This is a genomic window from Streptomyces sp. NBC_01317 (assembly GCF_035961655.1).
Classification (GTDB): domain Bacteria; phylum Actinomycetota; class Actinomycetes; order Streptomycetales; family Streptomycetaceae; genus Streptomyces.
The window spans coordinates 4,413,532-4,434,580 of the sequence record NZ_CP108393.1; the positions used below are offsets into that span (position 1 = coordinate 4,413,532).

A 21,049-nucleotide genomic window follows, 5' to 3' on the forward strand; every position below is an offset into this window, starting at 1 on the left:
GAAAGCTAGCGACCGGCGGGGCTTCTGGGAACCATGCCGGTGCCGTTCAGACCTTTTTCCCTGACTTCTCCCCCTTCTTAGGGTTCTCCGGTTTCTCCGGCTTCCGTGCCTTTTCCCGTTTCTCCGGCTTCTCCGTTTTCTTCTCCGCCTTCTGTTTCGCGGCTTGTTTCGCCTCTTGCTTGAAGGCCCTGACCTTGGCCAGGGTCTCGGGTCCCGTGATGTCGGCGGCCGAGCGGAACGACCCCTCGTCGCCGTACGCCCCCGCCGCCTCGCGCCAGCCGCGCGGGCGGACCGCGAACTGTTTGCCCAGCAGCGCCAGGAAGATCTGGGACTTCTGTCTGCCGAAGCCCGGGAGCGCGTTCAGCCTCGTCAGTACTTCGGCGCCGGTGGCGGCGTCGCGCCACAGGGCGCCGGGGTCCCCGTCGTAGTGCTCGACCAGGAACTGGCAGAGCTGCTGGACGCGCGTGGCCATGGAGCCCGGGTAGCGGTGCACGGCGGGCTTCTCGGAGAGGAGGGCCGCGAAGGCCTCGGGGTCGTACGCGGCGATCTCGCGGGCGTCGAGGTCGTCGCGCCCCATGCGGACGGCGATCGTGTACGGGCCCGAGAAGGCCCATTCCATCGGAATCTGCTGGTCCAGCAGCATGCCGACCAGGGCGGCCAGGGGGCTGCGGCCGAGCAGGTCGTCGGCTTCCTGCTGCTGTGCCAGCTGGATCTTGGTGCTCATTTCCTCATGATCGCGCGGTATCCGGCGGGCCGCACGCAGGCTGTCCACAGGCAGCCCCATCGGTACGTTCATATGACTATTTTGTGGTGCGGATGGGGGACCCGGACGAGGGGTAGAGCTGAGCCGACCGGGTGACAGGGAACGCTCCCGGACGCTTCGGGAAAGGCCACGCGTCAGTGACACAGCCCTTTGAACTGCCGGATTTCTACATGTCCTATCCGGCCCGGCTCAATCCGCATCTGGAGGAGGCGAGAGCGCACACCAAACAATGGGCCAGGGACATGGGGATGCTGGAGGGTTCCGGCGTCTGGGACGAGCACGACCTCGATTCCCACGACTACGCCCTGCTGTGCTCGTACACCCACCCGGACTGCACGGCCCCCCAGCTGTCGCTGGTCACCGACTGGTATGTGTGGGTCTTCTTCTTCGACGACCACTTCCTGGAGGTCTTCAAGAAGCCGCAGGACCGCGAGGGCGGCAAGGCGTATCTGGAGCGGCTGGCCGCCTTCATGCCGATGGATCTCGCCGACGGCTTCCCCGAGCCGACCAATCCCGTCGAGGCGGGGCTGGCCGACCTCTGGGCCCGTACGGTCCCCAGCATGTCGATGGCCTGGCGGGAGCGGTTCGCCGAGAGCACGGAGAACCTGCTCAACGAGTCCGACTGGGAGCTCGCGAACATCAACGCGGAGCGGGTCGCGAACCCGGTCGAGTACATCGAGATGCGCCGCAAGGTCGGCGGCGCGCCCTGGTCGGCGGGCCTCATCGAGTACGTGAGCGCCGAGATCCCGGCGGAGGTCGCCGCGTCCCGGCCGCTGCGGGTCCTCAAGGACACGTTCTCGGACGGAGTCCACCTGCGCAACGACCTGTTCTCGTACCAACGGGAGATCGAGGAGGAGGGCGAGCTGAGCAACGGCGTCCTCGTCCTGGAGACGTTTCTCGGCTGTACGACACAGGAGGCTGCCGATGCCGTCAACGATCTGCTGACCTCCCGCCTCCAGCAGTTCGAGAACACCACGCTGACCGAGCTGGGCCCCCTCTTCGCCGAGAAGGGCCTCGATCCGGCGGCCTGCGCCGATGTCCTCGCGTACGTGAAGGGCCTCCAGGACTGGCAGTCGGGCGGCCACGAGTGGCACATGCGTTCCAGCCGGTACATGAACGGTGCCGAGTCGGGCGCGGCCGGCGCGGTCGGGGTGGGGGGCGGCGGGGTCGGTACGGGTGCGGGCCTCGGCCTCGGCCCCGGCTTCTCCATGACGCCGGTCGGGCTGGGGACGGCCGCGTCGGCCTACCTCAAGACGCTCACCGCCGGGTCCCCCGCGCGGATCCGCAGCTTCAGCCATGTCCCGTTCCAGCGGGTGGGCCCGTCCGTGCTGCCGGACTTCCAGATTCCGTTCGAGCCGAAGCTCAGCCCGCACCTGGCCCACTCCCGCGAGCACGTGGTCGAGTGGTGCCACCGGATGGGGATCCTGGAGGCGCAGCCGGGCAGGCCCGGCTCCGACGTCTGGGACGAGAAGCGCCTGCGTCGCATCGACCTCCCCCTGTGCGCCGCCGGCATCCATCCGGACGCCACGCCGGAGGGCCTGGACCTGTCCTCGGACTGGCTGGCCTGGGGGACGTACGGCGACGACCTGTACCCGGTGATCTACGGCAGCGTCCGCGATCTCGCGGGCGCGAAGGCGTGCAACGAGCGGCTGTTGCTGTTCATGCCCGTCGAGTCCGACGAGACACCGCCGGCGTACACCGGTCTGGAGAGGGGCCTCGCCGACCTGTGGGCCCGTACGGCGGGACCGATGGACCTCGACGGCCGCCGTGACTTCCGGAAGTCGGTCGAGGAGATGATCGACAGCTGGTTGTGGGAGATGAACAACCAGCTCCTGAACCGCATCCCCGACCCGGTCGACTACATCGAGATGCGGCGCCGCACGTTCGGCTCCGACCTGACGATGAACCTGTGCCGGATCGGCCTCGGCGACGCCGTGCCCCCGGAGATCTACCGGACCGGCCCCATGCAGTCCCTCCAGAACGCCGCCCAGGACTACGCGATGCTCCTGAACGACGTCTTCTCGTACCAGAAGGAGATCGAGTTCGAGGGCGAGATCCACAACGGGATCCTCGTGGTCCAGAACTTCTTCGACTGCGACTACGCGACCGGCCTCAGGATCATCGACGACCTGATGAACTCCCGCATGCGCCAGTTCCAGCACGTCGTCGCCCATGAACTCCCGACCCTGTACGACGACTTCGACCTGGACGACACCGCGCGCGACGCGCTCGACGGCTATGTGAAGGAGCTGGAGAACTGGCTGTCGGGCATCCTCGTCTGGCACCGCGAGTGCTTCCGCTACAAGGAGGCGGACCTGATCGAGGACCGCGCGGGCCTCACCCGCCGCCTCCCCCCACCCCCCTCGGGCCTCGGCACCTCGGCGACCCGCATCAGGTTCCCCCGCCCCGAACCGGTTCCCGGCGCGGCGAACTGACGGGCCCGCTAAGGTTCCACTCCTTCGCACCGTGAATGTGCGGTGCGTCACACGACACGACGTGGCGGGCCACCCCTGGGGAGGAGGCGGCCCGCCACCAGGGGGTGGGGACATGTACGAAATCGTCAAAGGCGCCAATGTCGGACTGGCGTCCCTGAGTGAGGACGCGGGCTCCGTGCGCGTGGGCCTGAGCTGGAGCAGCGAGGAGGGGGACGGGGACGCGGACGTCTCCGTACTGCTGCTGGGGGACGGCGGAAAGGTCCGCAGCGACGCCGACTTCTTCTTCTACAACAACCCGGCGGCCGCCGACGGGAGCGTGCACCTGCTGGGGAAGACCCCGACGGACAGTGGCAGCGAGGACCGGATCAGCCTCGGCCTCACGGAGATGGAGGCGAGCGTCGAGCAGATCGTCGTGGCGGCCAGCCGGTACGAGGGCGCGCGGTTCGGGGACCTCGACGGCTTACGGCTGACGGTCTGCGACCGCACGGGCGAGGAGCTGCTCGGGTTCTCCATCGACGACGCGGGGGCCGAGAGCGCCTTCGTCTTCGGTGAGTTCTACCGGCGCGGCGGCGAGTGGAAGTTCCGTGCCGTCGGGCAGGGGTACGAGACGGGCCTGGCCGGGCTGGCCACGGACTTCGGGATCGATGTGGACGACGCCGTGGACGACGCCACGGACGACACGGCGGACGACGCCGTGGAGGAGCCGGCCGCGGTGGCCGGCGAGGTGGTGCAGGCGAGCGGCGACGGGGTGGGGGCCGTCAGTGACACCGGGCCGGCCCTGGTCATTCCGGCGCAGGTGGCCGTGGAGCACGTGCCGCCGGTGGCGCGCCGGCCCCGTACCGTCAGGAAGAAAGTGACCCTGCCCAAGGTCGCCAAGAAGAGCCTGGCGGACAACACCACCTGGCGGCCGGCCAGGCTCTTCCCCGTACCGTCGCTCAAGAGCGACCGGGAGCGCGAGACGCGGGCGACGTCCGTCCTGCTCTCCGTGATGGCGCAGGTGCCCGAGTTCGGCCGGCGGCTCACCGCCGGCTTCGGGGCGCCGGTCGGGCGGATGGAGACCTTCACCGAAGTGTCCCTGCCGCACGGCGACAGCCCCAAGCGGCCCGACGGGGTGATCCGGGTGGAGCGGGCGGGCAAACTGTGGACCGCTCTGGTGGAGACGAAGACGAACGGGAATCCCCTCAAGGACCAGCAGGTCCAGGACTACATGGACATCGCGGCCCGGCGCGGCTACGACGCGGTGATCACCTTGTGCAACGACGTGGCGCTGGAGGGGAGTCCGCTGGTCGACGTGAAGATCGACGGGCGCCGCAAGCACAAGGTCGTCCTGTGGCACCTGTCCTGGGCCGAGGTCGCCCACCAGGCGCAGATGCTGATCCGCCACGAGGGCGTCGGGAACGCCGCGCACGCCTGGCTCCTCCAGGAGTTGCTGCACTATCTCCAGCACGAGAACTCCGGCTGCCAGGGCTTCCAGAACATGGGCCCGGCCTGGGTGCCCGTACGCAAAGGGATCGACGACGAAACGCTCTGCCAGGGAGATCCGCGAGCCGTCGACGTCGTGGCGAGCTGGGAGCGGCTGGTCCGGCAGGTCTGTCTGCGGCTCGGGGGTGAGCTCGGGCAGAAGGTCCTGCCCGTCCAGCGGGTGCGGCGCGCCACCGACGCGAAGGCCCGCCGGGGCGCGCTGGCCGATCTGCTCTGCCAGGAGGGGCGCCTGGAGGCGGAGTTGAGGATCGAAGGGACCCAAGGGATCCTCGCGATCACCGCCGATCTGCGCACCGGCAAGCTCCGTACGTCGGTCGACATCCCCGCGCCCGATCACGGCTACCCCCTCACCTGGGCCAAGCGCCTGATCCGGCAACTCGCCGACGCGCCCGCGGATCTCCATGTCCAGACCCTGGTGGCGGGGGGCGGCGGCGGGCCGCGCGGCACGCTGGAGCGGCTGCGCCCCGAGCCCGGCGACCTGCTGCCCAAGGGGGACGCCGAGATCACCGGATTCCGGCTCTCGCTCTTCAAGGGAATGGGCAATACGCGCGGCAACGCCGAGTCCGGCTTCATCCGCAGCGTGGACGACGCGGTGGACCGCTTCTGCGCCGCCGTGGTCATGCCGCTGGAGCGGCGTCCTGTACGGCGTCCACAGCGCGCGGAGCCCGTCGAGGTGGGGTGACGCCCGCTAGGACTCGTCCGCGCGGGAGGCGGTGGTGTGGGCGTAGGTCCTGGCGCTCTTCACGAAGATCTCGTGGAGGGCGCGGGACGCCGTCGGCGTGGGGCCCGAGAGGGGGCGTTGGAGGACCAGGAGGACCGCGGTGTCCTGGATGGCCAGGGGGCGGTGGGTGATCAGGCCGGAGCGTTCCAGGGGGTCGCCGGAGACGCTGAAGTCCGGGAGGATCGTCGTGCCCAGGCCCTCGGCGACCATCAGCTTGCCCATCTCCGCGCCGTCCGTGGAGTACGAGAACGTCGGGCTGCGGCCCTCCAGCAGGCGGTGTACGTAGCGGTGCATCACGTACCCCGAACGCATCACGATGAGGGGCTGGGCCAGCAGGTCGGCCACCGAGACCGTGCGCTGGGCGGCCAGGGGGCTGTCGGTGCGGACGCACGCCACCGGGCGGCCGCGCAGGAGTTCGGTGGTGTGGAGGCCCGTGGGCTTGTCGTCGCCCTCCAGGTAGTTGACCAGGCCCAGGTCGAGGCCGCCCTCCAGCAGTTCGCGGTGGATGTCGGCCTGCTGGGCGCCTATGACCTCGATCTGGGTCTCCGGGTGGGCGGCGCGGAACTCCCGGATGGTCGGGACGAGCAGCGGGACCGTGGCCGCGTTGACCGTACCGAGGCGGAGCGTCCGGCTGGTGCGGTGCTGGTCGTCGGCCGCCCGGCGCAGCCGGTCGACCGCGTCGAGGACGCCGACGATGTGCGGCAGCAGCTCACGGCCCTCCGCGCTGATCTTCGCGCCGGAGCGGCGGCGGTCCAGGAGGTCGACGCCCAGTTCGCGTTCCAGATTGCGTACGGTTTCGCTGAGGGCCGGCTGGGAGATGTGCAGGGCTTCCGCCGCGCGCCGCAGGGAACCCAGCCGGGTCACCGCTTCGATGTATTCGAGCTGCTCTATTCGCATCGGCGATTTCGCCTTTCAGCACCCACGGGAACCATTCAGCCCCCACTGGAAGGCTCCCCACTGGAAGGTAAACCCTATCACCACGTCGTGGATACCGAATCGACCCGTGCGGGACGGCGCGAGTACGCTCCTGTCCCATGGGTCTGTTGAATATGCTGCGAGGCGGTGACGTGCTGATGAGGGATCTGCGAGAGCTGACCCGGCGCCGTCATGTCGATCTCGTACGCGTCTCCAGTGCCCTCTGTCTGCGCACGGGCTGAGTGCTGGGAATTTCCCTCCCCCCGTCTGTACGGCTATTGATGGTGAGCCGGTTTCCGGTGGTGCCCGGGGCGCGCGGATTTTCCTCCCTTTTTTGTTGTCCGCCTACAGTCGGCCGTTCTGTTTAACGAGATATTCATGAATCTCGTCCTCGCGCCCTCCCCTCCCGAGGTGAATCCCATGGCCACGATCCTCTCCGTCTCCGGCAGTCCGTCCCCCACGTCCCGTACCGCCCGGCTGCTCCGGCATCTGGACGGCCGTCTCACCGGCCAGGGCCACCACGTCGTGCCGCTCGACGTCCGTACGCTGCCCGCCGAGGCCCTGCTCGGGGCCGATTTCGGGCATCCGGCGATCGTCGCGGCCCGGCGGCTGTTCGAGGAGGCCGACGGGGTGGTCATCGGGACCCCCGTCTACAAGGCCGCCTATTCCGGGCTGCTGAAGACCCTGCTGGACCTGTTGCCGCAGTACGCGCTGGCCGGCAAGACCGTCCTGCCGCTGGCGACCGGCGGCACCACCGCGCATGTGCTCGCCATCGACTACGCGCTGCGGCCCGTGCTGTCCTCCATGGGGACCGCGCACATCGTCCAGGGCTGGTTCGTCCTCGACCGGCACATCACCGTGCTGGACGAGGGGGGAGTGGTCGTGGATCCCGGGTCGCGGGAGGCGCTGGACCGGGTGGTGGACCAGTTCTCGCTGGCCTTGCGGCCACGCCGGGTGCCGGCGGATGCCGCGCCGGCCGAGGCCGTGGCCGCGTGATGCCTTCCCGTCCTGACCAGGGCCGCTCCGACCGCCGCTTTCCCGACCGCTGCTTTCCCGCCCGCCGTCGCTCCGCCCGCCGTACCGATTCCTGTTCCGCCCGCTGACCCGTATGACCCGTATCTCTCCCCGGAGGCCGTACCGTGACCGCACCCCAACCCCCCTCGCCGGCGCACGTGATCACCGGCGAGGCCGAAGCCCTCACCGTGGCCGCCGAGCTGGCCGACGCCTTCCGGGCCGGTGCCGGGCAGCGGGACGCGGACCGCACGCTCCCGTACGCCGAACTCGACCGGCTCTCCGCCTCCGGCCTCCTCGGCATCACCGTGCCCCGCGCCCACGGCGGCGCGGACGTCCCCGCCCGTACGCTCGCCGAGGTCTTCCGGCTGCTGGCCACGGGCGACGCGAGCCTCTCCCAGATCCCGCAGAACCACTTCGTGTACGTGAACGTGCTGCGCCGGCAGGGGAGTCCGGAGCAGCAGAAGTTCTTCTTCGCGGAGGTGCTGGCCGGGCGGCGGTTCGGCAACGCGCAGTCCGAGCGCGGTACGAAGCACGTCCAGGACATCCGTACGAGACTGGTACCCGAGGCCGACGGCTCGTACCGGCTCACCGGCGAGAAGCACTACTCCACCGGCGCGCTGTTCGCCGACTGGATCCCCGTCCTGGCGCGCGCCAAGGAGGACGCGCTGCACGTCGCGTACGTACCGAGGGACGCGCCCGGCGTGACGGTCGTCGACGACTGGGACGGGATGGGGCAGCGCACCACCGCGAGCGGGACGGTCCGCCTGGACGGGGTGGCGGTGCCGGCCGACCGGGTCGTACCGCACCACCTCACCTTCCAGGGGCCCCAACTGCACGGCGCCGTCGCGCAGTTGCTGCACGCGGCCATCGACGCGGGGATCGCGTCGGCCGCGCTGACGGAGTCGGCCGAGTTCGTCCGTACGAAGAGCAGGCCGTGGTTCGAGAGCGGGTACGAGAGCGCGGCCGAGGACCCGCTGCTGATCCAGCGGTTCGGTGAACTGGCGCTTCAGGTAAGGGCGTCGGACGCGCTCCTCGTGGCGGCGGCCGACGCCGTGGACACGGCCGCGGCCGACCTCACCGACGACACCGCCGCCGAGGCCTCGATCGCGGTGGCCGCGGCGAAGGTGCAGGCGGCGACGGCGGCGGTGGAGACGAGCAGCGCGCTGTTCGAGGTGGCGGGGACGCGGGCGGCGCTGGACAGCCTGAACCTGCACCGGTTCTGGCGCGACGCGCGCACGCACACGCTGCACGATCCGGTCCGCTGGAAGGTGCAGCACATCGGCCGTTACGTCCTGAGCGGGACGCGGCCACCGCGCCACGGTCTGCTCTGAGACCGCCGGTGCTGCCGGTGTTGCCCGCCCTTCCCGTCCTGTTCGTCGCGTACTTCGTCTCCTGGAGAGTTCCGTGAGTCTCACCTTCCACTGGTTCCTGCCCACCTACGGCGACAGCCGCCACGTAGTCGGCGGCGGCCACGGCCTCCCCGCGGGCGCGGCGGGCGGGCAGCGGCCCGCCGGTCTCGGCTATCTCACACAGATCGGCCGCGCGGCCGAGCAGTTGGGGTTCGTCGGCGCGCTGACCCCCACCGGCGCGTGGTGCGAGGACGCCTGGCTCACCACGGCGATGCTGGCGCGCGAGACGGAGCGGCTGAAGTTCCTGGTGGCCTTCCGGCCGGGCTTCGTGGCGCCGACGCTGGCCGCCCAGATGGCCGCCACCTTCCAACGCCACGCGCCCGGGCGCCTGTTGCTCAACGTCGTCACCGGCGGGGAGAGCCACGAGCAGCGCGCGTACGGGGACTTCCTCGACAAGGACGCCCGGTACGCGCGTACCGGGGAGTTCCTGTCGATCGTCCGGGACCTCTGGCAGGGCGAGACGGTGACGTTCAAGGGCGAGCATCTCCAGGTGGAGGAGGCGAAGTTGGCGCGGGTGCCGGACCCGGTGCCGCCGGTGTACTTCGGCGGGTCCTCCCCGGCGGCCGGCCTGGTCGCCGCGCGCCACAGCGACGTCTACCTGACCTGGGGCGAGCCGCCCGCGCAGGTGGCCGAGAAGATCGAGTGGATCCGCGGGCTGGCGGCGAAGGAGGGCAGGACCGTGCGGTTCGGCATCCGGCTGCACGTGATCACGCGGGACACCGCGGACCAGGCGTGGGCCGAGGCGCGGCGGCTGCTGGAAGGGTTCTCGCCGGACGCGATCAAGGCCGTACAGGCGGGTCTGGCGCGCAGCGAGTCGGAGGGGCAGCGGCGGATGCTGGCGCTGCACGGCGGCAGTACGGACGGGCTGGAGATCTCGCCGAACCTGTGGGCCGGGATCGGTCTGGTACGGGGTGGCGCGGGGACGGCGCTGGTGGGCAGCCACACCGAGGTGGCCGAACGCATCGAGGAATACAGCCGGTTGGGCATCGACGAGTTCATCATGTCCGGCCACCCGCACGTGGAGGAGGCGTACTGGTTCGGCGAGGGCGTGCTGCCCCGGCTGGCCGAGGCTGGGCTGTGGACCCACCCGACGGCGGCGGGCGCTGGGGGTCCGGTGTCGGTTCCGTTCGCGGCGGAGGTGGGGCGCTGACGCGGACCGGGTCCGCGAGTTGAGGGTCCGCGGGGTGACGGGCGGCTCTGGTGATACGTACGGTCAGAGCCGCCCCCCCCACACACACGCTCAGCTCACGCTCAGCGCCGCGCCGCCGCCAGGGTCCCGGTCACCTCGGCCGCCGGCGCCGGGGCTGCCTTCCGCTGCATGAAGTTCACGTCACGCTCCTCCGCGTACGGCCTGCCGTACGCGTCCGTCCCCGGCCCGAACCGCCAACTCTCCGCGAGCGGCCCCGCGTCCACCGCGTCGAAGCCCAGGAGATCGAGCAACTCCACCGCCCGCGCCTTCCCTTCCGCGTCGTCCCCGGCGATCGGCAGCGCGCTGCGGTCCGGTGCGTCCTTCGGCCGGGAGAGGACGGCGAGGTGCTCGAAGTAGATGTTGTTGAACACCTTCACGACATGCGAACGCTCCAGGTGCGCCTGGAGCAGTTCGCCGCTCGTCGTCGTCCCCGCCTCCAGCTCGGGCAGATTCCCGTCGCGGGCCGCGTAGTAGTTGTTCGTGTCGAGGACGGTCTTCCCGGCGAGCGGTTCGACCGGGACCTGCTGGTACGCCTTGAGCGGGATCGTCACCACGACCCAGTCCCCGGCGGCCGCCGCCTCCGCCGGGGTGCCGGCCGTGGCGCGCGGGCCCAGTTCCGCGACCAGGTCGGCGAGGGTCTCGGGGCCGCGCGAGTTGCTGACCACGACGTCCAGTCCGTTCGCCACCGCGATGCGCGCCAGTGTGCTTCCGATGTGTCCGCTGCCGATGAGTCCAAGAGTTGCCATGTGTACGGCAACGGGCAGGTCAGCCGTTCTGTTCCTGCGGTTTCTGCTGTCCGTGCCGTTCATGGCGCGTGCGCGGGACGGCGGCGTTCTCCTGCTGGCGCATGATGACGGTTCGTCCCGGTACGGGGATCTCGATGCCCTCGGCGCGATAGCGCCCGTACAACGCCTTGATGAACTCGTGTTTGATCAGGTACTGGTCGCCGAACTCCAGCGCCCGAAGTATCACCGTGAAGCCTATGCCGGCCTCTGTGAACGTGTGGAAGCGGACGAGCGACTCGTGGTCGGGGACCCCGCCGGCCACCTCGGACATGGTTTTCTCCGCCACCTCCTTGGTCACCTGCTCGACCTGGTCGAGATCGCTGCCGTACCCGACCGCCACCTGGATGAGCAGCGACATCTGCTGCTCGGGGCGGTGGTAGTTGGTCATGATGGTGCTGGCGAGCTTGGAGTTGGGGATGATCACGAGGTTGTCGGAGAGCTGCCGTACCACCGTGTTGCGCCAGTTGATGTCGACGACGTAGCCGTCCTCGCCGCTGCTGAGCCGGATGTAGTCGCCGGGCTGCACGGTCTTCGAGACCAGGATGTGCACCCCGGCGAACAGGTTGGCCAGGGTGTCCTGCATCGCCAGCGCGACGGCCAGGCCGCCCACGCCGAGGGCGGTGAGGAGGGGCGCTATGGAGATGCCCAGCGTCTGCAACAGGACGAGGACGCCGATCGCCAGCACCGTGACCCGGGTGATGTTGACGAAGATGGTCGCGGAGCCGGCCACCGCGGACCGGGACAGGGTCACGGACTGGACGAGGTCGGCGATGACCCGGGCCGCCGCGAAGGTGGCGGCCAGTATGAGCAGCGCGACCAGCACCTGGTTGACGTTGTGGCCGACGGTCGGGGTGAGCGGGAGGGCGGCGGCGCCGGCGGAGGCGCCTATGGCGAACGCTCCCCACGGGGCGAGCAGGCGCAGGGCGCCGACGATGATGTCGTCGCCGCCCCAGCGGGTCCGGGTCGCGCGTTCGCCGAGCCAGCGCAGGGCGATGCGGAGGAGCAGCCCGGCGCCGAGTCCTATGACGACGGCGCCGCCGGCGATGAGCAGGTCGTGCCAGGTGAGCACACGGTTCACCGGTGGTCTCCCGGCGCCGGACGGGGCTGGGGGCGGGGGGACGGGGGCATGCCGGAGGAGGGCATCGCTGCATCACCTGTTCGTTCCGTGGGGGTGGGGTAGGTCCGGGGAGGAGTGGGGGCACGTCGGCGGGTGGAGCGCGGCGCCTCGGCGTGCGGTGCCATCCTGCCGTATCCGGTGTGCAGTTGGGCCCGCGGATCCCTTCGTACGGGCGGGGAGCGCGGGGTAGTCGGGCGTGTACGGAGAGGCGTACGCGGGTGTACGCGGGTGTACGGAGAGAGGTACGCGGGCGTACGGAGAGGTGCCCGCGCCGACGTGTGCGCGCCGTCGCCGTACGGTGGGACTACCGGCCGGAGGAAGGTTCGTGCGATGGCCTCGCAACGCAACACCAAGCTGCCCGTGGTGACGGAGGCGGAGCAGGCTGTCCGCTCCGCCGGCGGGCAGCGCGCCACGTTCCACCAGCGGCACGTCAGGCGGGGGAACTGGTTCGCCGACTGGGCCGGCAGGCTCGGCGGCTCGGACGTCTACATCGGCATCACGGGCAAGGAACCGACCGCGCGGAAGGTACGGCTCCTCCTGGACGACTGGATCTTCGAGGACGTGTCCACGAAGGATCTGGGCGGGGTGCTCACGGAGATCTTCTCGACCCGCGACTCGACGGGCGCCCCGCACGGCGCCACGATCAAGGCCAAACGCCTCTACCTGCTCTTCCCCGCGCAGGTCCTGAAGGTGCCCGTCGGCCGTTCCCGCTACTCCGCCACCAGGAAGCCGCCCCCGGACGCGGACCTGTCTCCTTGGGAGCGGGCCCTGCTGGTGGAGAGCGATCACTCCGCGCGCGGGCGGCTCCCGGACTGACTACGGTAAAAGAACGGGCAATTTTCCCCTATCAGGCACATGCCATACCCATGTCTCATCCCACTGAGGGGGTAAGGATCATGACCGAGTACCCGGAAGGCGCGCCGTGCTGGGTGGACGCGATGTTCACCGATCTGGAAGGCGCCAAACACTTCTACGGGGACGTACTGGGCTGGACCTTCGGGGACAGCGAGTCGGAATACGGCGACTACACGCAGGCCTACGCGGACGGGAAGGCCGTCGCGGCCGTGGTCCCGCCGATGCCGGGCTCCGAAGGGGAGTCGGCCTGGTGCCTCTACCTGGCCTCGCCCGACGTCGTGGCGACGGCGGAGAAGGTGAGGGCGGCGGGCGGCGAGGTGCTGGCGGAGCCGATGCGGGTCGGCGACTTCGGGTCGATGACCCTCGCGAAGGAGCCGACCGGCGCGGTCTTCGGCGCCTGGCAGCCGGGGCAGCACAAGGGCTTCGAGAAGCAGGGCGAGCCGGGCGCGTACGCGTGGGCCGAGGTCTTCACACGGGACCCGGCCGGGACGGACGCGTTCCTGCCGAAGGTCTTCCCGTACGAGGCGCAGACCATGGCCGACGAGCGGATGGACTTCAAGGTCTTCAGCATCGACGGCAAGAAGCGACCCGTCCTCGGCCGGATGAAGATGGGCGAGGACTTCCCGCCGGACATGACGTCGTACGTGAACGTCTACTTCGCGGTCGGTGACTGCGACGGCACGGTGAAGAAGGCCGTGGAGCACGGAGGGAAGCTCCAGTTCGGCCCGATGGACACGCCCTTCGGCCGCTTCGCGGCGATCACGGACCCGCAGGGCGCGAACTTCTCGGTGATCGACACGTCGAGGACCGAGGGGGAGATGCCGAAGATGTCGGACGCGTAGCCGGACTGCCGTCCGGCCCGGCCCACGTACGCTTGACGAAGGCGCTCGGGGCGGGCGCTCGTCGCGCGCCCGGCGCGGACGCTCGGCGCGGGGCGGGGCCAAGGATCGGACGGTGTGCGGTGCGGCGGACGTACGTGCTGTGGGCGACGGCGGCCGCCGGGCTCGCGGTGGACCAGAGCACGAAGGCGATCGCGGCGGTGGTCGTCGAGGGCCACGAACCGAGCCACGCGCTCGGCGGGGCGGTGACCTTCACAGCGTTCCGCAACTCGGGCGCGGCGGGTTCCTTCGCGCCGGACGCGACGATCGTCTTCACGCTCCTGGCGATTGCGACGGTCGTCTTCATAGCCCGCGTGGCGCCGTCCGTACGCTCCACCGGCTGGGCGGTCGGCCTGGGCCTGGTCTTCGCGGGCGCCGGCGGCAACCTCATGGACCGCCTGCTCCGCACACCTGGCTTCGGGCGGGGAGCGGTCCTGGACTTCATCCAGATCGGCGACTCGGGGATCTTCAACTTGGCGGACCAGTGTGTGACGGCGGGTGCGGCGGTGGTCTTGATCCAAACGTTCCGGGGCGTGCCGTTGCGGGCGGCGCGGGTGCGGTGACGGGCCTGGCGGCCGGGCTTTTGTCCTCAATCGCCGGACGGGCTTGGTTGTGCCCGCTGCGGGCCGGGGCTTTGTCCGCGGGTTGTTGCCGGGGGCCGGGCAGGGGTCGTGTCCTGCACTGCATGTTTTACGTCGCGTTCGGGACCTTGTTTGGTTCGGGTTCGCCACGCGACACAAAACACGCTCTACGTTCCGGACACGACCCCTGCCCGTCCCCCTCCCAGGCCCGCGTCAAGGCAAATCAAGCCCGTCCGGCGTTTGAGGACGCGGTAACCCGCACCCGGCACCGGGCAGAGGCCAAAATCCAGCCTGTCCGGCGTTTGAGGACATCGGTAAGCCGCGCGCGCACCGGGCAGGGGCACCATCCAGCCCGTCCGGCGTTTGAGGACGTTGGTAAGCGGCACTGTCCACCGGGCAGAGGCGGGGCTCCCCGGGCCGGCGGGGTCGTTCAGCGCACCCTCGGCGTGAGGGGGGTGGGGTCGGAGGAGGTGCGTGTGTCCGGACGTAAAGCGTGTTTTGTGGCGCATGGCTACCGTGAATGTCCGGGGACCCTGAGGCGCCGTAAAACATGCAGTCCGGACATACGTACCTCCGCAGGCCCCACCCCCCGCCACCACGGCACACCCAAGCCCGTCCGGCGATTGAGGACATCAGTAACCCGCGCCAAACGCATCGCGCAGACGAAATAGGACTGGCGTCCTGAGGATGAACATCCCAGGATCACGCCACGCACAAGCACCCGCACCGGCAATCTGCTGAGTGTCGAAGAACTGCGTGGCGACAGCCAGGAGATCGCGTGTGACGGGTGAGACCCCGCAGGGAGGGGTGAGGGCCGTCCCCCGCCATGTCGCGTGCGTCATGGACGGGAACGGCAGATGGGCCGAGCAGCGCTCCTTACCGCGTACGTCCGGCCACCGCGCCGCCGAGACCACCGTGATCGACGTCATCGAGGCGGCGAGGACGGCAGGCGTCGAGTGGCTCAGCCTCTACGCGTTCTCCACCGAGAACTGGCGGCGCCCCAGCAGCGAGATCGACTACCTCATGCGACTCGTCCGCCGCGTGGTGCGCAAACACGCCCCGCTCCTCCACGCCCGCGGCATCCGCTGCCGCTTCCTCGGCGTGGCGGACCCGAGGATCCCCGCACCGCTCGCCCGGGACTTCGCCGACCTGATGACGCTGACCGACGCGAACCGCGGCATGACGCTGACCGTGGCGTTCGACCACGGCGGGCGCAGGGACATCGTGGAGGCGGCGCGGTCGCTCATCCGCAGCGGGGTGCCGGCCGAGGCCGTGGACGAGGAGTACTTCGCGGCTCATCTGCCCTTCCCCGACACACCCGACGTGGACCTGGTCATCCGTACCTCCGGCGAGCAGCGCATCTCCAACTTCATGCTCTGGCAGGTGGCCTACGCCGAGTGGATCTTCCCGCCGGCGCTCTGGCCCGACTTCCACGCGCCGCACTTCCTGGAGTGCCTGCACTCCTACCAGCAACGCGAGCGCCGCTTCGGCGGCGTGACACCGTACGCGAACGGAGAACCCCACCCGTGACGGACACCGGCACAAGCAACAGCGGCCCCCACGACGACGCCACCCGGCCGGCCCCGGACTCGCTTTTCGGCCCCGACTCACAGTTCCACCGCTTCTTCAACGACCCGCGCTGGGCGCTGTCCATGGTCAGAGCCACCGTCCTGGAGGCCGCGCACCCGCAGATCGGCGCGGCCCTCATCGACAACTCGACGTTCGTCGCGCACCCGTGGCGACGGCTGCGCAACACCCTCGTGAGCCTCCAGCGCATGTTCGGCGCCGACGAGGACACGCGGCAGCGGGAGGCGGCGCGGCTGAACCGGCTGCACGGGCGGCTGAGCGGTACGGATGCCCAGAGCCGGCCGTACGACGCGATGGACCCCGAGGTCCGCGCCTGGGTCGTCGCGACACTCTTCGAGAGCTCCGTCACCATGTGCCGGCTGAGCGGGCAGCCGCTCGACCGGACCACCATGGAGCAGCTGTACGCCGAATTCCAGGCGTTCCTCGCGGCGTTCGGGGACCGGGCCGGTCATCTGCCGCCCACGTTGCCGGAGTTCTGGCAGTACTACGACCACATGGTCGAGGATGTGCTGGAGAACACCGAGGCGCTGCGCATCATCCTCTACAAGCTCTTCGACCACCTCCCGGCGCCGCCCCTGCTGGACGGGCTGCCCACGGTGTGGGCGGCGGGGCGCGCGCTGGCCGGCCCGGTCATCGGCACGATCACGGTGGCGTCCCTCCCCGAACCCTTCCGCCGCCGCGCGGGACTGCCCGAGATCCCGGGTGCCCAGGCGCTGATGCAGAGCGCCTACATGGCCGCGGGCCTCGCACGCTTCCTGCCGGACCACTGGCTGCGTACCGACCAACTCACCAGCCTGCTCTACCTGTCGCCGGACAGCGACAACCCCAAGGCCGCGACGCTCACGGCGTTGCGCGGGCGGATGAAACGGGCGGGCGCGCTGCTGCGCCTGGTCACGCCCTTCCCCGTACAACACGGCCCGGTTGACGTATCGGGCGCGCAGAGCAAAGCCGGGGAGTTCTTCGCCGAGGTACTGGACCAGACGGGCGACGGCTATCTGGACTGGCCCGATCTCGCCGCCATGGCACGGGAGTTGTCCTCCCGCCTCGACCTGGACGAACCGGAGGAGACCAAGCTCTACAACGCGTACGCGGAGTGGTGGCGGGAACTCCAAACGGCCCTCGACACCGACGGCGACGGCAGGGTGAGCAGGGAGGAGTACGCGGCCGCCGTCCCCTCCCTCGCGGGCCCCGCGCTGATCAGGGTCGCCGAGGTGCTCTTCACCGTCACGGACGCGGACGGCAACGGCTCCATCGACGCGACGGAGTACCGAGCCCTGTTCCGGACGGGCTTCCACCGCACGGTGACGGGCACGGCCGCGACGTACTCCCGCGCCGCCTTCGTGAAGGACTTCCTCTCCTTCATGTCGGGACGCCAACGCTCAACGGCGTTCGACCCGTTGCTGGCGGGCGCGTAGGCGGGAAGCGACCAACTTCTCCGTGCTCACATTCCGCCGTTGAAGAAGGCCAGGAGGGCCGGCGCCGGGTCTGTCGCGGTAGTGGTGTTCGCCACCGCCACAACGATGACGGCGAGCGACACCATCGCCGAGAGGGCGCCGAACGACGCCCACACGCGCCTGGTTCGCCTGTCGGACCGCTCCGTACTCGTGAACCTCTTCCAGAACACCGCGCTCACGCCGAGGAGGGCGACCGCCACGACCGCGGAGATCACCGCCATCACCTCGTGATAGCGGGCGAAATCGCTGATCATCGCATCGAGGACAGGCGGGGTACGGTCACCCGTACCCGTACCCGTACCCGTACCCGTACCCGTACCCGTACCCGTACCCGTACCCGTACCCGTACCCGTACCCGTGGCCTGTGTGTCGGCCAGGTCCTGTCTGACCTGGGCGAGCGTGCCGGCCAGCTCTCCGTCGGTCTCGCCGACCGGCAGCATGGACAACAGCGAGGCGAAGGGGACCATCGCCCCCTGGATGTTGGCCATCACTATCGCCAGCGAGGACAGTACGAGCACGGTGACGAGGCCGCCGGCCGAGGCGAGGGTGGCTCGCCTCGCCGCGCCGAGGCCGCCGGCCTTCAGGTACGTCTTCCAGAGGCGCACGCCGAGTGCGACGAGCACGACCAGCAGGATCGCGGCGATCCCGGCCTTCGCCAGGTGGTAGCGGACCCAGTAGTCGACAAGGTTCTCCAAGCCCGGGGAGAATTCCCGGTCGCCGGTACCCCAGTACGCGACGAACTCCTCGCGGACGCTCCCGATGAGGTCGTCCTGATCTGCGAACCCGCCGCCCGGCCTGATGCCCGCCAGCAGGCGCGGGGCGACGACGAACGCAACACCCAGGGCGGCGACGACGGCCACGGCGAACGCGGCGAGCGGCGCGAGCGCGCGGCCGGGGATGCCTGCGGATCGCGGCGGGAGTGCGGGACTGTGCAAGGCCATCCCTTCAGAGGGGTGGAGTGTGCGGACGGGGTGCTGGATGGCGGAAGCGTGCCGCGCGGCGCGCCCGACGGCGCGGCTACGCGGCACGATCACCCTTCCGTACCGCAGCGGTCCGGTCACGGGGGTACGCACCAGACTTGAAGGTGGGGCGTACCCCACTTCCCCCACCACAACGCCAGGCCCGCAGCCCCGCCGGGCACCCGGCCGCGCGTCCCCGACCAGGTGCCCCTGGCCGGTTAGGCGAACTGGCCGGGCCGGTAGTCGCCCGCCGGCTGCTGGAGGATGACGTTCGCCCGGTTGAAGGCGTTGATCAGGGCTATCCCGCTCACCAGCGCGGCCAACTGCTCGTCGTCGTAGTGCTTGGCGGCGTTCGCCCAGACCTCGTCCGGCACCCCGCCTGCCGCGTCGGCGATACGGGTGCCCTGTTCCGCCAACTCCAGGGCGGCCCGTTCGGCCTCGGTGAAGACCGTGGCCTCCCGCCACACCGCGACGAGGTTGAGCCGTACCGAGGTCTCCCCCGCGGCGGCCGCGTCCTTGGCGTGCATGTCGGTGCAGAATCCGCACCCATTGATCTGACTGGCACGAAGCCTCACCAGCTCCTGGGTCGCGGCGGGCACTGTCGAGTCCTGAAGCACCTTCCCCGCCGCGATGATGTGCTTGAAGACGTTGTTCAGGGTCGGACTGCTGAAGACGTCAAGACGGGCAGTCATGGTGATCTCCTCTGCCGTGGTCGGCTGCCGTAGCCGCTTACACACGTACGACGGAACGGCTCGAAGAGATGTGACACGGACCGGACCCCGTGCCGTGCTCCACCGCCGTACTCGCTACAGCGCGACCATGCTGGGGCGGGCATCCGGCCGCCCGTACGCCAAGACGCGCCGCAGCACATCGCCGTCCCACCCGACTTCACGTACACGGCCGTAGGCAGTGCACTGGTCGGGTGTGACAAGGCAGTGGGCGTCCATGCCCAGGGACACCCCCTGCGCGTCGGGCTCGCCGAAGTCACACATGAACAGAAGACGGTGGCCGCCGTCGCCGGGACCCACCACCACGCCTCGCGCCCCGCGAGCCGGCGGCCGAGCCACGCGGCCGTGACCAGCACCGGCATCACCAGGCCGACCGACAGCAGGGCGCCGAGGGCGGCCCCGGCGACCGCCAGGAGCGGCGCGAGCACGATCAGGAGCAGGAGCGCCAGCGGGTTGTACGGAAGCCCCGGGTTCTCGTACGTCTGCTCCTGTACGAGGAGAGCGAGCGCCCCGATCACCGCCTCGACGGACAGCACCGCCACCGAAACCGCCAGCACGGCCCAGAACCTGTCCCTCACGCGCGCCTGCGCACGGGTCCGTACCGGCTTCCGTACCGGCTTCCGTATTTTTGAACACATTCAAATCACCTCCCGCCCCGCATCCTCCTCCATACGGACGGGCGTCCCCCACCGGGGTCCTCTTCCAGGTCCTCGCCCGGCGCACCCGGCGATGAGTTTCCCCGGCCAGGGCGGTCTCGTTACCGTTGTCGCCCCATCACAGGAGGAACACGTGACGCAGTTGCTGAGGGTCCAGAACTTCAATGTGTCGAGTGACGGGATCGGTGCCGGTGAGGACCAGACCCTCGAACAGCCCTTCGGTCATATGGACCCCGGGCGGCTCTTCGCCTGGGCCGGTGCCACGGCGAGTTGGCCGATGCGTACCGCCCCCGGGGGGAGCCGGGGCCTGGACGACTACCTCACGCGGGACTACGACCGCAACATCGGCGCCGAGATCATGGGCCGCAACAAGTTCGGGCCCCAGCGCGGTCCCTGGGAGAACCATGAGTGGCAGGGCTGGTGGGGCGACGAACCCCCCTTCCGCACACCGGTGTTCGTCCTGACCCACCACACGCGTCCTTCGCTCACGCTCTCCGACACCACGTTCCACTTCGTGGACGGCGACCCGGCCACGGTCCTCGAACAGGCCCGCGAGGCGGCGGGCGGCAAGGACGTCCGGCTCGGCGGCGGGGTGACCACCATCCGGGAGTTCCTCGACGCCGACCTCGTGGACACCCTGCATGTGGCGGTCTCACCGCTGGAGTACGGCTCCGGACTACGACTCTGGGAGTCCCCCGACGAGCTGCTCGACCGCTTCCACCTGGACGTCGTCCCCAGCCCGAGCGGGGTGAAGCACCACCTGTTCTGGCGGAAGTGACCGCGCCCGCCGGAAGGGCTGCCTTGCCCCGACCCTCACCACGCGACCGGCCCCGAGCCCTCCGACTCGGCAACCCCCGCCATCACACACTCGTCCTGATCCCGCTCACTGAGTCCGCAAGCAAGGAGTGCCGTAAACCTCAGCGTCATGCGGGTGTTCCAGCACCTGGCCCGACGACGTCACGACCCCGCCACGGGCGCCCCGGCGAGATCCGAACGATACCGCCCGGTCGCGGCGTTGAAGAATGTAGAGGTCCCCGCTGTCGGGGGCGCCGGCTCTGGCGAACAGCTCTCGACGCGGTCGCGGGGGCGTTGCCGTCCGCCGGGAGGACGGCAGTGCCGCCCCTTCCGCAGGACCACGTCCCGTTCCGTTCCGTAGCTACAGGCCGGGGCTAGCGCGGAGACCGGTCTCCGCGTGCACCGCCGCGCCCAGAGCTGGAGGGCCGGCTCCCGCGGCGGCGACCACAGGGATCCACTGTCGCACCTCGCGTCCGGAGAGCCGACGGCCGAGCCACGCGTGGTGACCAGCACCGGCATCACCAGGCGGACCCACGGTAGGACGCCGAGGTCGGCGCCGGCAGCCGCCACGAACGGCGCCGCCACGAGCAGCTTCAAGAGGGCCAGAGGGGTGTGGGGAAGCCCTGGGTTCTCGTAGGTCTGCTGCTGTACGAAGAGAGCGATCCCCCCGATCACGGCCTCGACGGCCCACGCGGAAACCGAAGCCACCTTCGCCTCGCCCGTGCC

19 protein-coding genes are annotated in these 21,049 nt (G+C 70.1%); 12 read left to right on the forward strand and 7 right to left on the reverse strand.

What is annotated here, in order from left to right; genetic code table 11:
- Window positions 1-46 precede the first annotated feature (46 nt).
- Window positions 47-724 (reverse strand): HhH-GPD-type base excision DNA repair protein, encoded by a 678-nt coding sequence (locus tag OG349_RS19050; protein ID WP_327235759.1) that lies wholly within the window; start codon window positions 722-724, stop codon window positions 47-49.
- Window positions 725-900: 176 nt separating this feature from the next.
- Here OG349_RS19050 and OG349_RS19055 point away from each other — a divergent pair, with 176 nt between their 5' ends.
- Window positions 901-3,198 (forward strand): terpene synthase family protein, encoded by a 2,298-nt coding sequence (locus OG349_RS19055; protein WP_327235760.1) that lies wholly within the window; start codon window positions 901-903, stop codon window positions 3,196-3,198.
- A gap of 112 nt (window positions 3,199-3,310) precedes the next feature.
- Entirely contained in the window at window positions 3,311-5,362 is a 2,052-nt protein-coding gene (locus OG349_RS19060; protein WP_327235761.1) for a TerD family protein, read from the forward strand.
- Window positions 5,363-5,368: 6 nt separating this feature from the next.
- Here the strand turns inward: OG349_RS19060 and OG349_RS19065 are convergent, their stop codons facing one another.
- A complete protein-coding gene (locus OG349_RS19065) occupies window positions 5,369-6,298 on the reverse strand; it encodes a LysR family transcriptional regulator (RefSeq protein WP_327235762.1) in 930 nt (309 codons plus the stop codon).
- 137 nt (window positions 6,299-6,435) lie between these two features.
- Between OG349_RS19065 and OG349_RS19070 the strand changes: the two genes are divergently transcribed.
- The 4 genes from OG349_RS19070 (at window position 6,436) to OG349_RS19085 (ending at window position 9,889) form a co-directional block, all read left to right on the forward strand.
- Window positions 6,436-6,558: a putative leader peptide gene (locus OG349_RS19070; RefSeq protein ID WP_272925754.1), complete on the forward strand. Its 123-nt coding sequence runs from the start codon at window positions 6,436-6,438 to the stop codon at window positions 6,556-6,558.
- A 178-nt stretch (window positions 6,559-6,736) separates the two neighbouring features.
- A complete protein-coding gene (ssuE, locus tag OG349_RS19075) occupies window positions 6,737-7,312 on the forward strand; it encodes an NADPH-dependent FMN reductase (RefSeq protein WP_327235763.1) in 576 nt (191 codons plus the stop codon).
- A gap of 143 nt (window positions 7,313-7,455) precedes the next feature.
- Window positions 7,456-8,661, forward strand: coding sequence for an SfnB family sulfur acquisition oxidoreductase (locus tag OG349_RS19080; protein ID WP_327235764.1), 1,206 nt, complete (start codon window positions 7,456-7,458; stop codon window positions 8,659-8,661).
- Window positions 8,662-8,734: 73 nt separating this feature from the next.
- Window positions 8,735-9,889, forward strand: a complete 1,155-nt coding sequence (locus OG349_RS19085) for an LLM class flavin-dependent oxidoreductase (RefSeq protein WP_327235765.1) — start codon at window positions 8,735-8,737, stop codon at window positions 9,887-9,889.
- Window positions 9,890-9,990: 101 nt separating this feature from the next.
- On the opposite strand, the gene OG349_RS19090 is transcribed toward OG349_RS19085, so the two are convergent.
- Window positions 9,991-10,737, reverse strand: coding sequence for an NADPH-dependent F420 reductase (locus OG349_RS19090; protein ID WP_327235766.1), 747 nt, complete (start codon window positions 10,735-10,737; stop codon window positions 9,991-9,993).
- Window positions 10,694-11,791, reverse strand: a complete 1,098-nt coding sequence (locus OG349_RS19095; protein ID WP_327235767.1) for a mechanosensitive ion channel family protein — start codon at window positions 11,789-11,791, stop codon at window positions 10,694-10,696. The genes OG349_RS19090 and OG349_RS19095 overlap by 44 nt, the downstream gene beginning before the upstream one ends.
- Window positions 11,792-12,160: 369 nt before the next feature.
- On the opposite strand from OG349_RS19095, the gene OG349_RS19100 reads away from it, so the two are divergent.
- From OG349_RS19100 to OG349_RS19120, 5 genes are all read left to right on the forward strand, one after another.
- Window positions 12,161-12,646 carry a hypothetical protein gene (locus OG349_RS19100; protein WP_327235768.1) on the forward strand — a complete coding sequence of 162 codons (486 nt, stop codon included), beginning with the start codon at window positions 12,161-12,163 and terminating at the stop codon, window positions 12,644-12,646.
- Window positions 12,647-12,726: 80 nt separating this feature from the next.
- Window positions 12,727-13,527, forward strand: a complete 801-nt coding sequence (locus OG349_RS19105) for a VOC family protein (protein WP_327235769.1) — start codon at window positions 12,727-12,729, stop codon at window positions 13,525-13,527.
- A 119-nt stretch (window positions 13,528-13,646) separates the two neighbouring features.
- A complete protein-coding gene (locus tag OG349_RS19110) occupies window positions 13,647-14,126 on the forward strand; it encodes a signal peptidase II (RefSeq protein ID WP_327235770.1) in 480 nt (159 codons plus the stop codon).
- Between the two features lie 825 nt (window positions 14,127-14,951).
- A complete protein-coding gene (gene uppS / locus OG349_RS19115) occupies window positions 14,952-15,674 on the forward strand; it encodes a polyprenyl diphosphate synthase (RefSeq protein ID WP_327238620.1) in 723 nt (240 codons plus the stop codon).
- Window positions 15,671-17,146, forward strand: coding sequence for an oxygenase MpaB family protein (locus tag OG349_RS19120; RefSeq protein ID WP_327235771.1), 1,476 nt, complete (start codon window positions 15,671-15,673; stop codon window positions 17,144-17,146). The genes uppS and OG349_RS19120 overlap by 4 nt, the downstream gene beginning before the upstream one ends.
- A 26-nt stretch (window positions 17,147-17,172) precedes the next feature.
- Here OG349_RS19120 and OG349_RS19125 read toward each other — a convergent pair whose 3' ends face one another.
- The 3 genes from OG349_RS19125 to OG349_RS19135 form a co-directional block, all read right to left on the reverse strand.
- Window positions 17,173-18,120 (reverse strand): hypothetical protein, encoded by a 948-nt coding sequence (locus OG349_RS19125; protein WP_327235772.1) that lies wholly within the window; start codon window positions 18,118-18,120, stop codon window positions 17,173-17,175.
- Window positions 18,121-18,362: 242 nt separating this feature from the next.
- Window positions 18,363-18,836 carry a carboxymuconolactone decarboxylase family protein gene (locus OG349_RS19130; protein WP_327235773.1) on the reverse strand — a complete coding sequence of 158 codons (474 nt, stop codon included), beginning with the start codon at window positions 18,834-18,836 and terminating at the stop codon, window positions 18,363-18,365.
- The gene (locus OG349_RS19135) at window positions 18,833-19,450 is read right to left on the reverse strand and encodes a hypothetical protein (RefSeq protein ID WP_327235774.1); all 618 of its coding nucleotides are present in this window, start codon (window positions 19,448-19,450) and stop codon (window positions 18,833-18,835) included. The genes OG349_RS19130 and OG349_RS19135 overlap by 4 nt, the downstream gene beginning before the upstream one ends.
- Window positions 19,451-19,661: 211 nt before the next feature.
- Between OG349_RS19135 and OG349_RS19140 the strand changes: the two genes are divergently transcribed.
- Window positions 19,662-20,306, forward strand: a complete 645-nt coding sequence (locus tag OG349_RS19140; RefSeq protein WP_327235775.1) for a dihydrofolate reductase family protein — start codon at window positions 19,662-19,664, stop codon at window positions 20,304-20,306.
- Window positions 20,307-21,049: the final 743 nt, after the last annotated feature.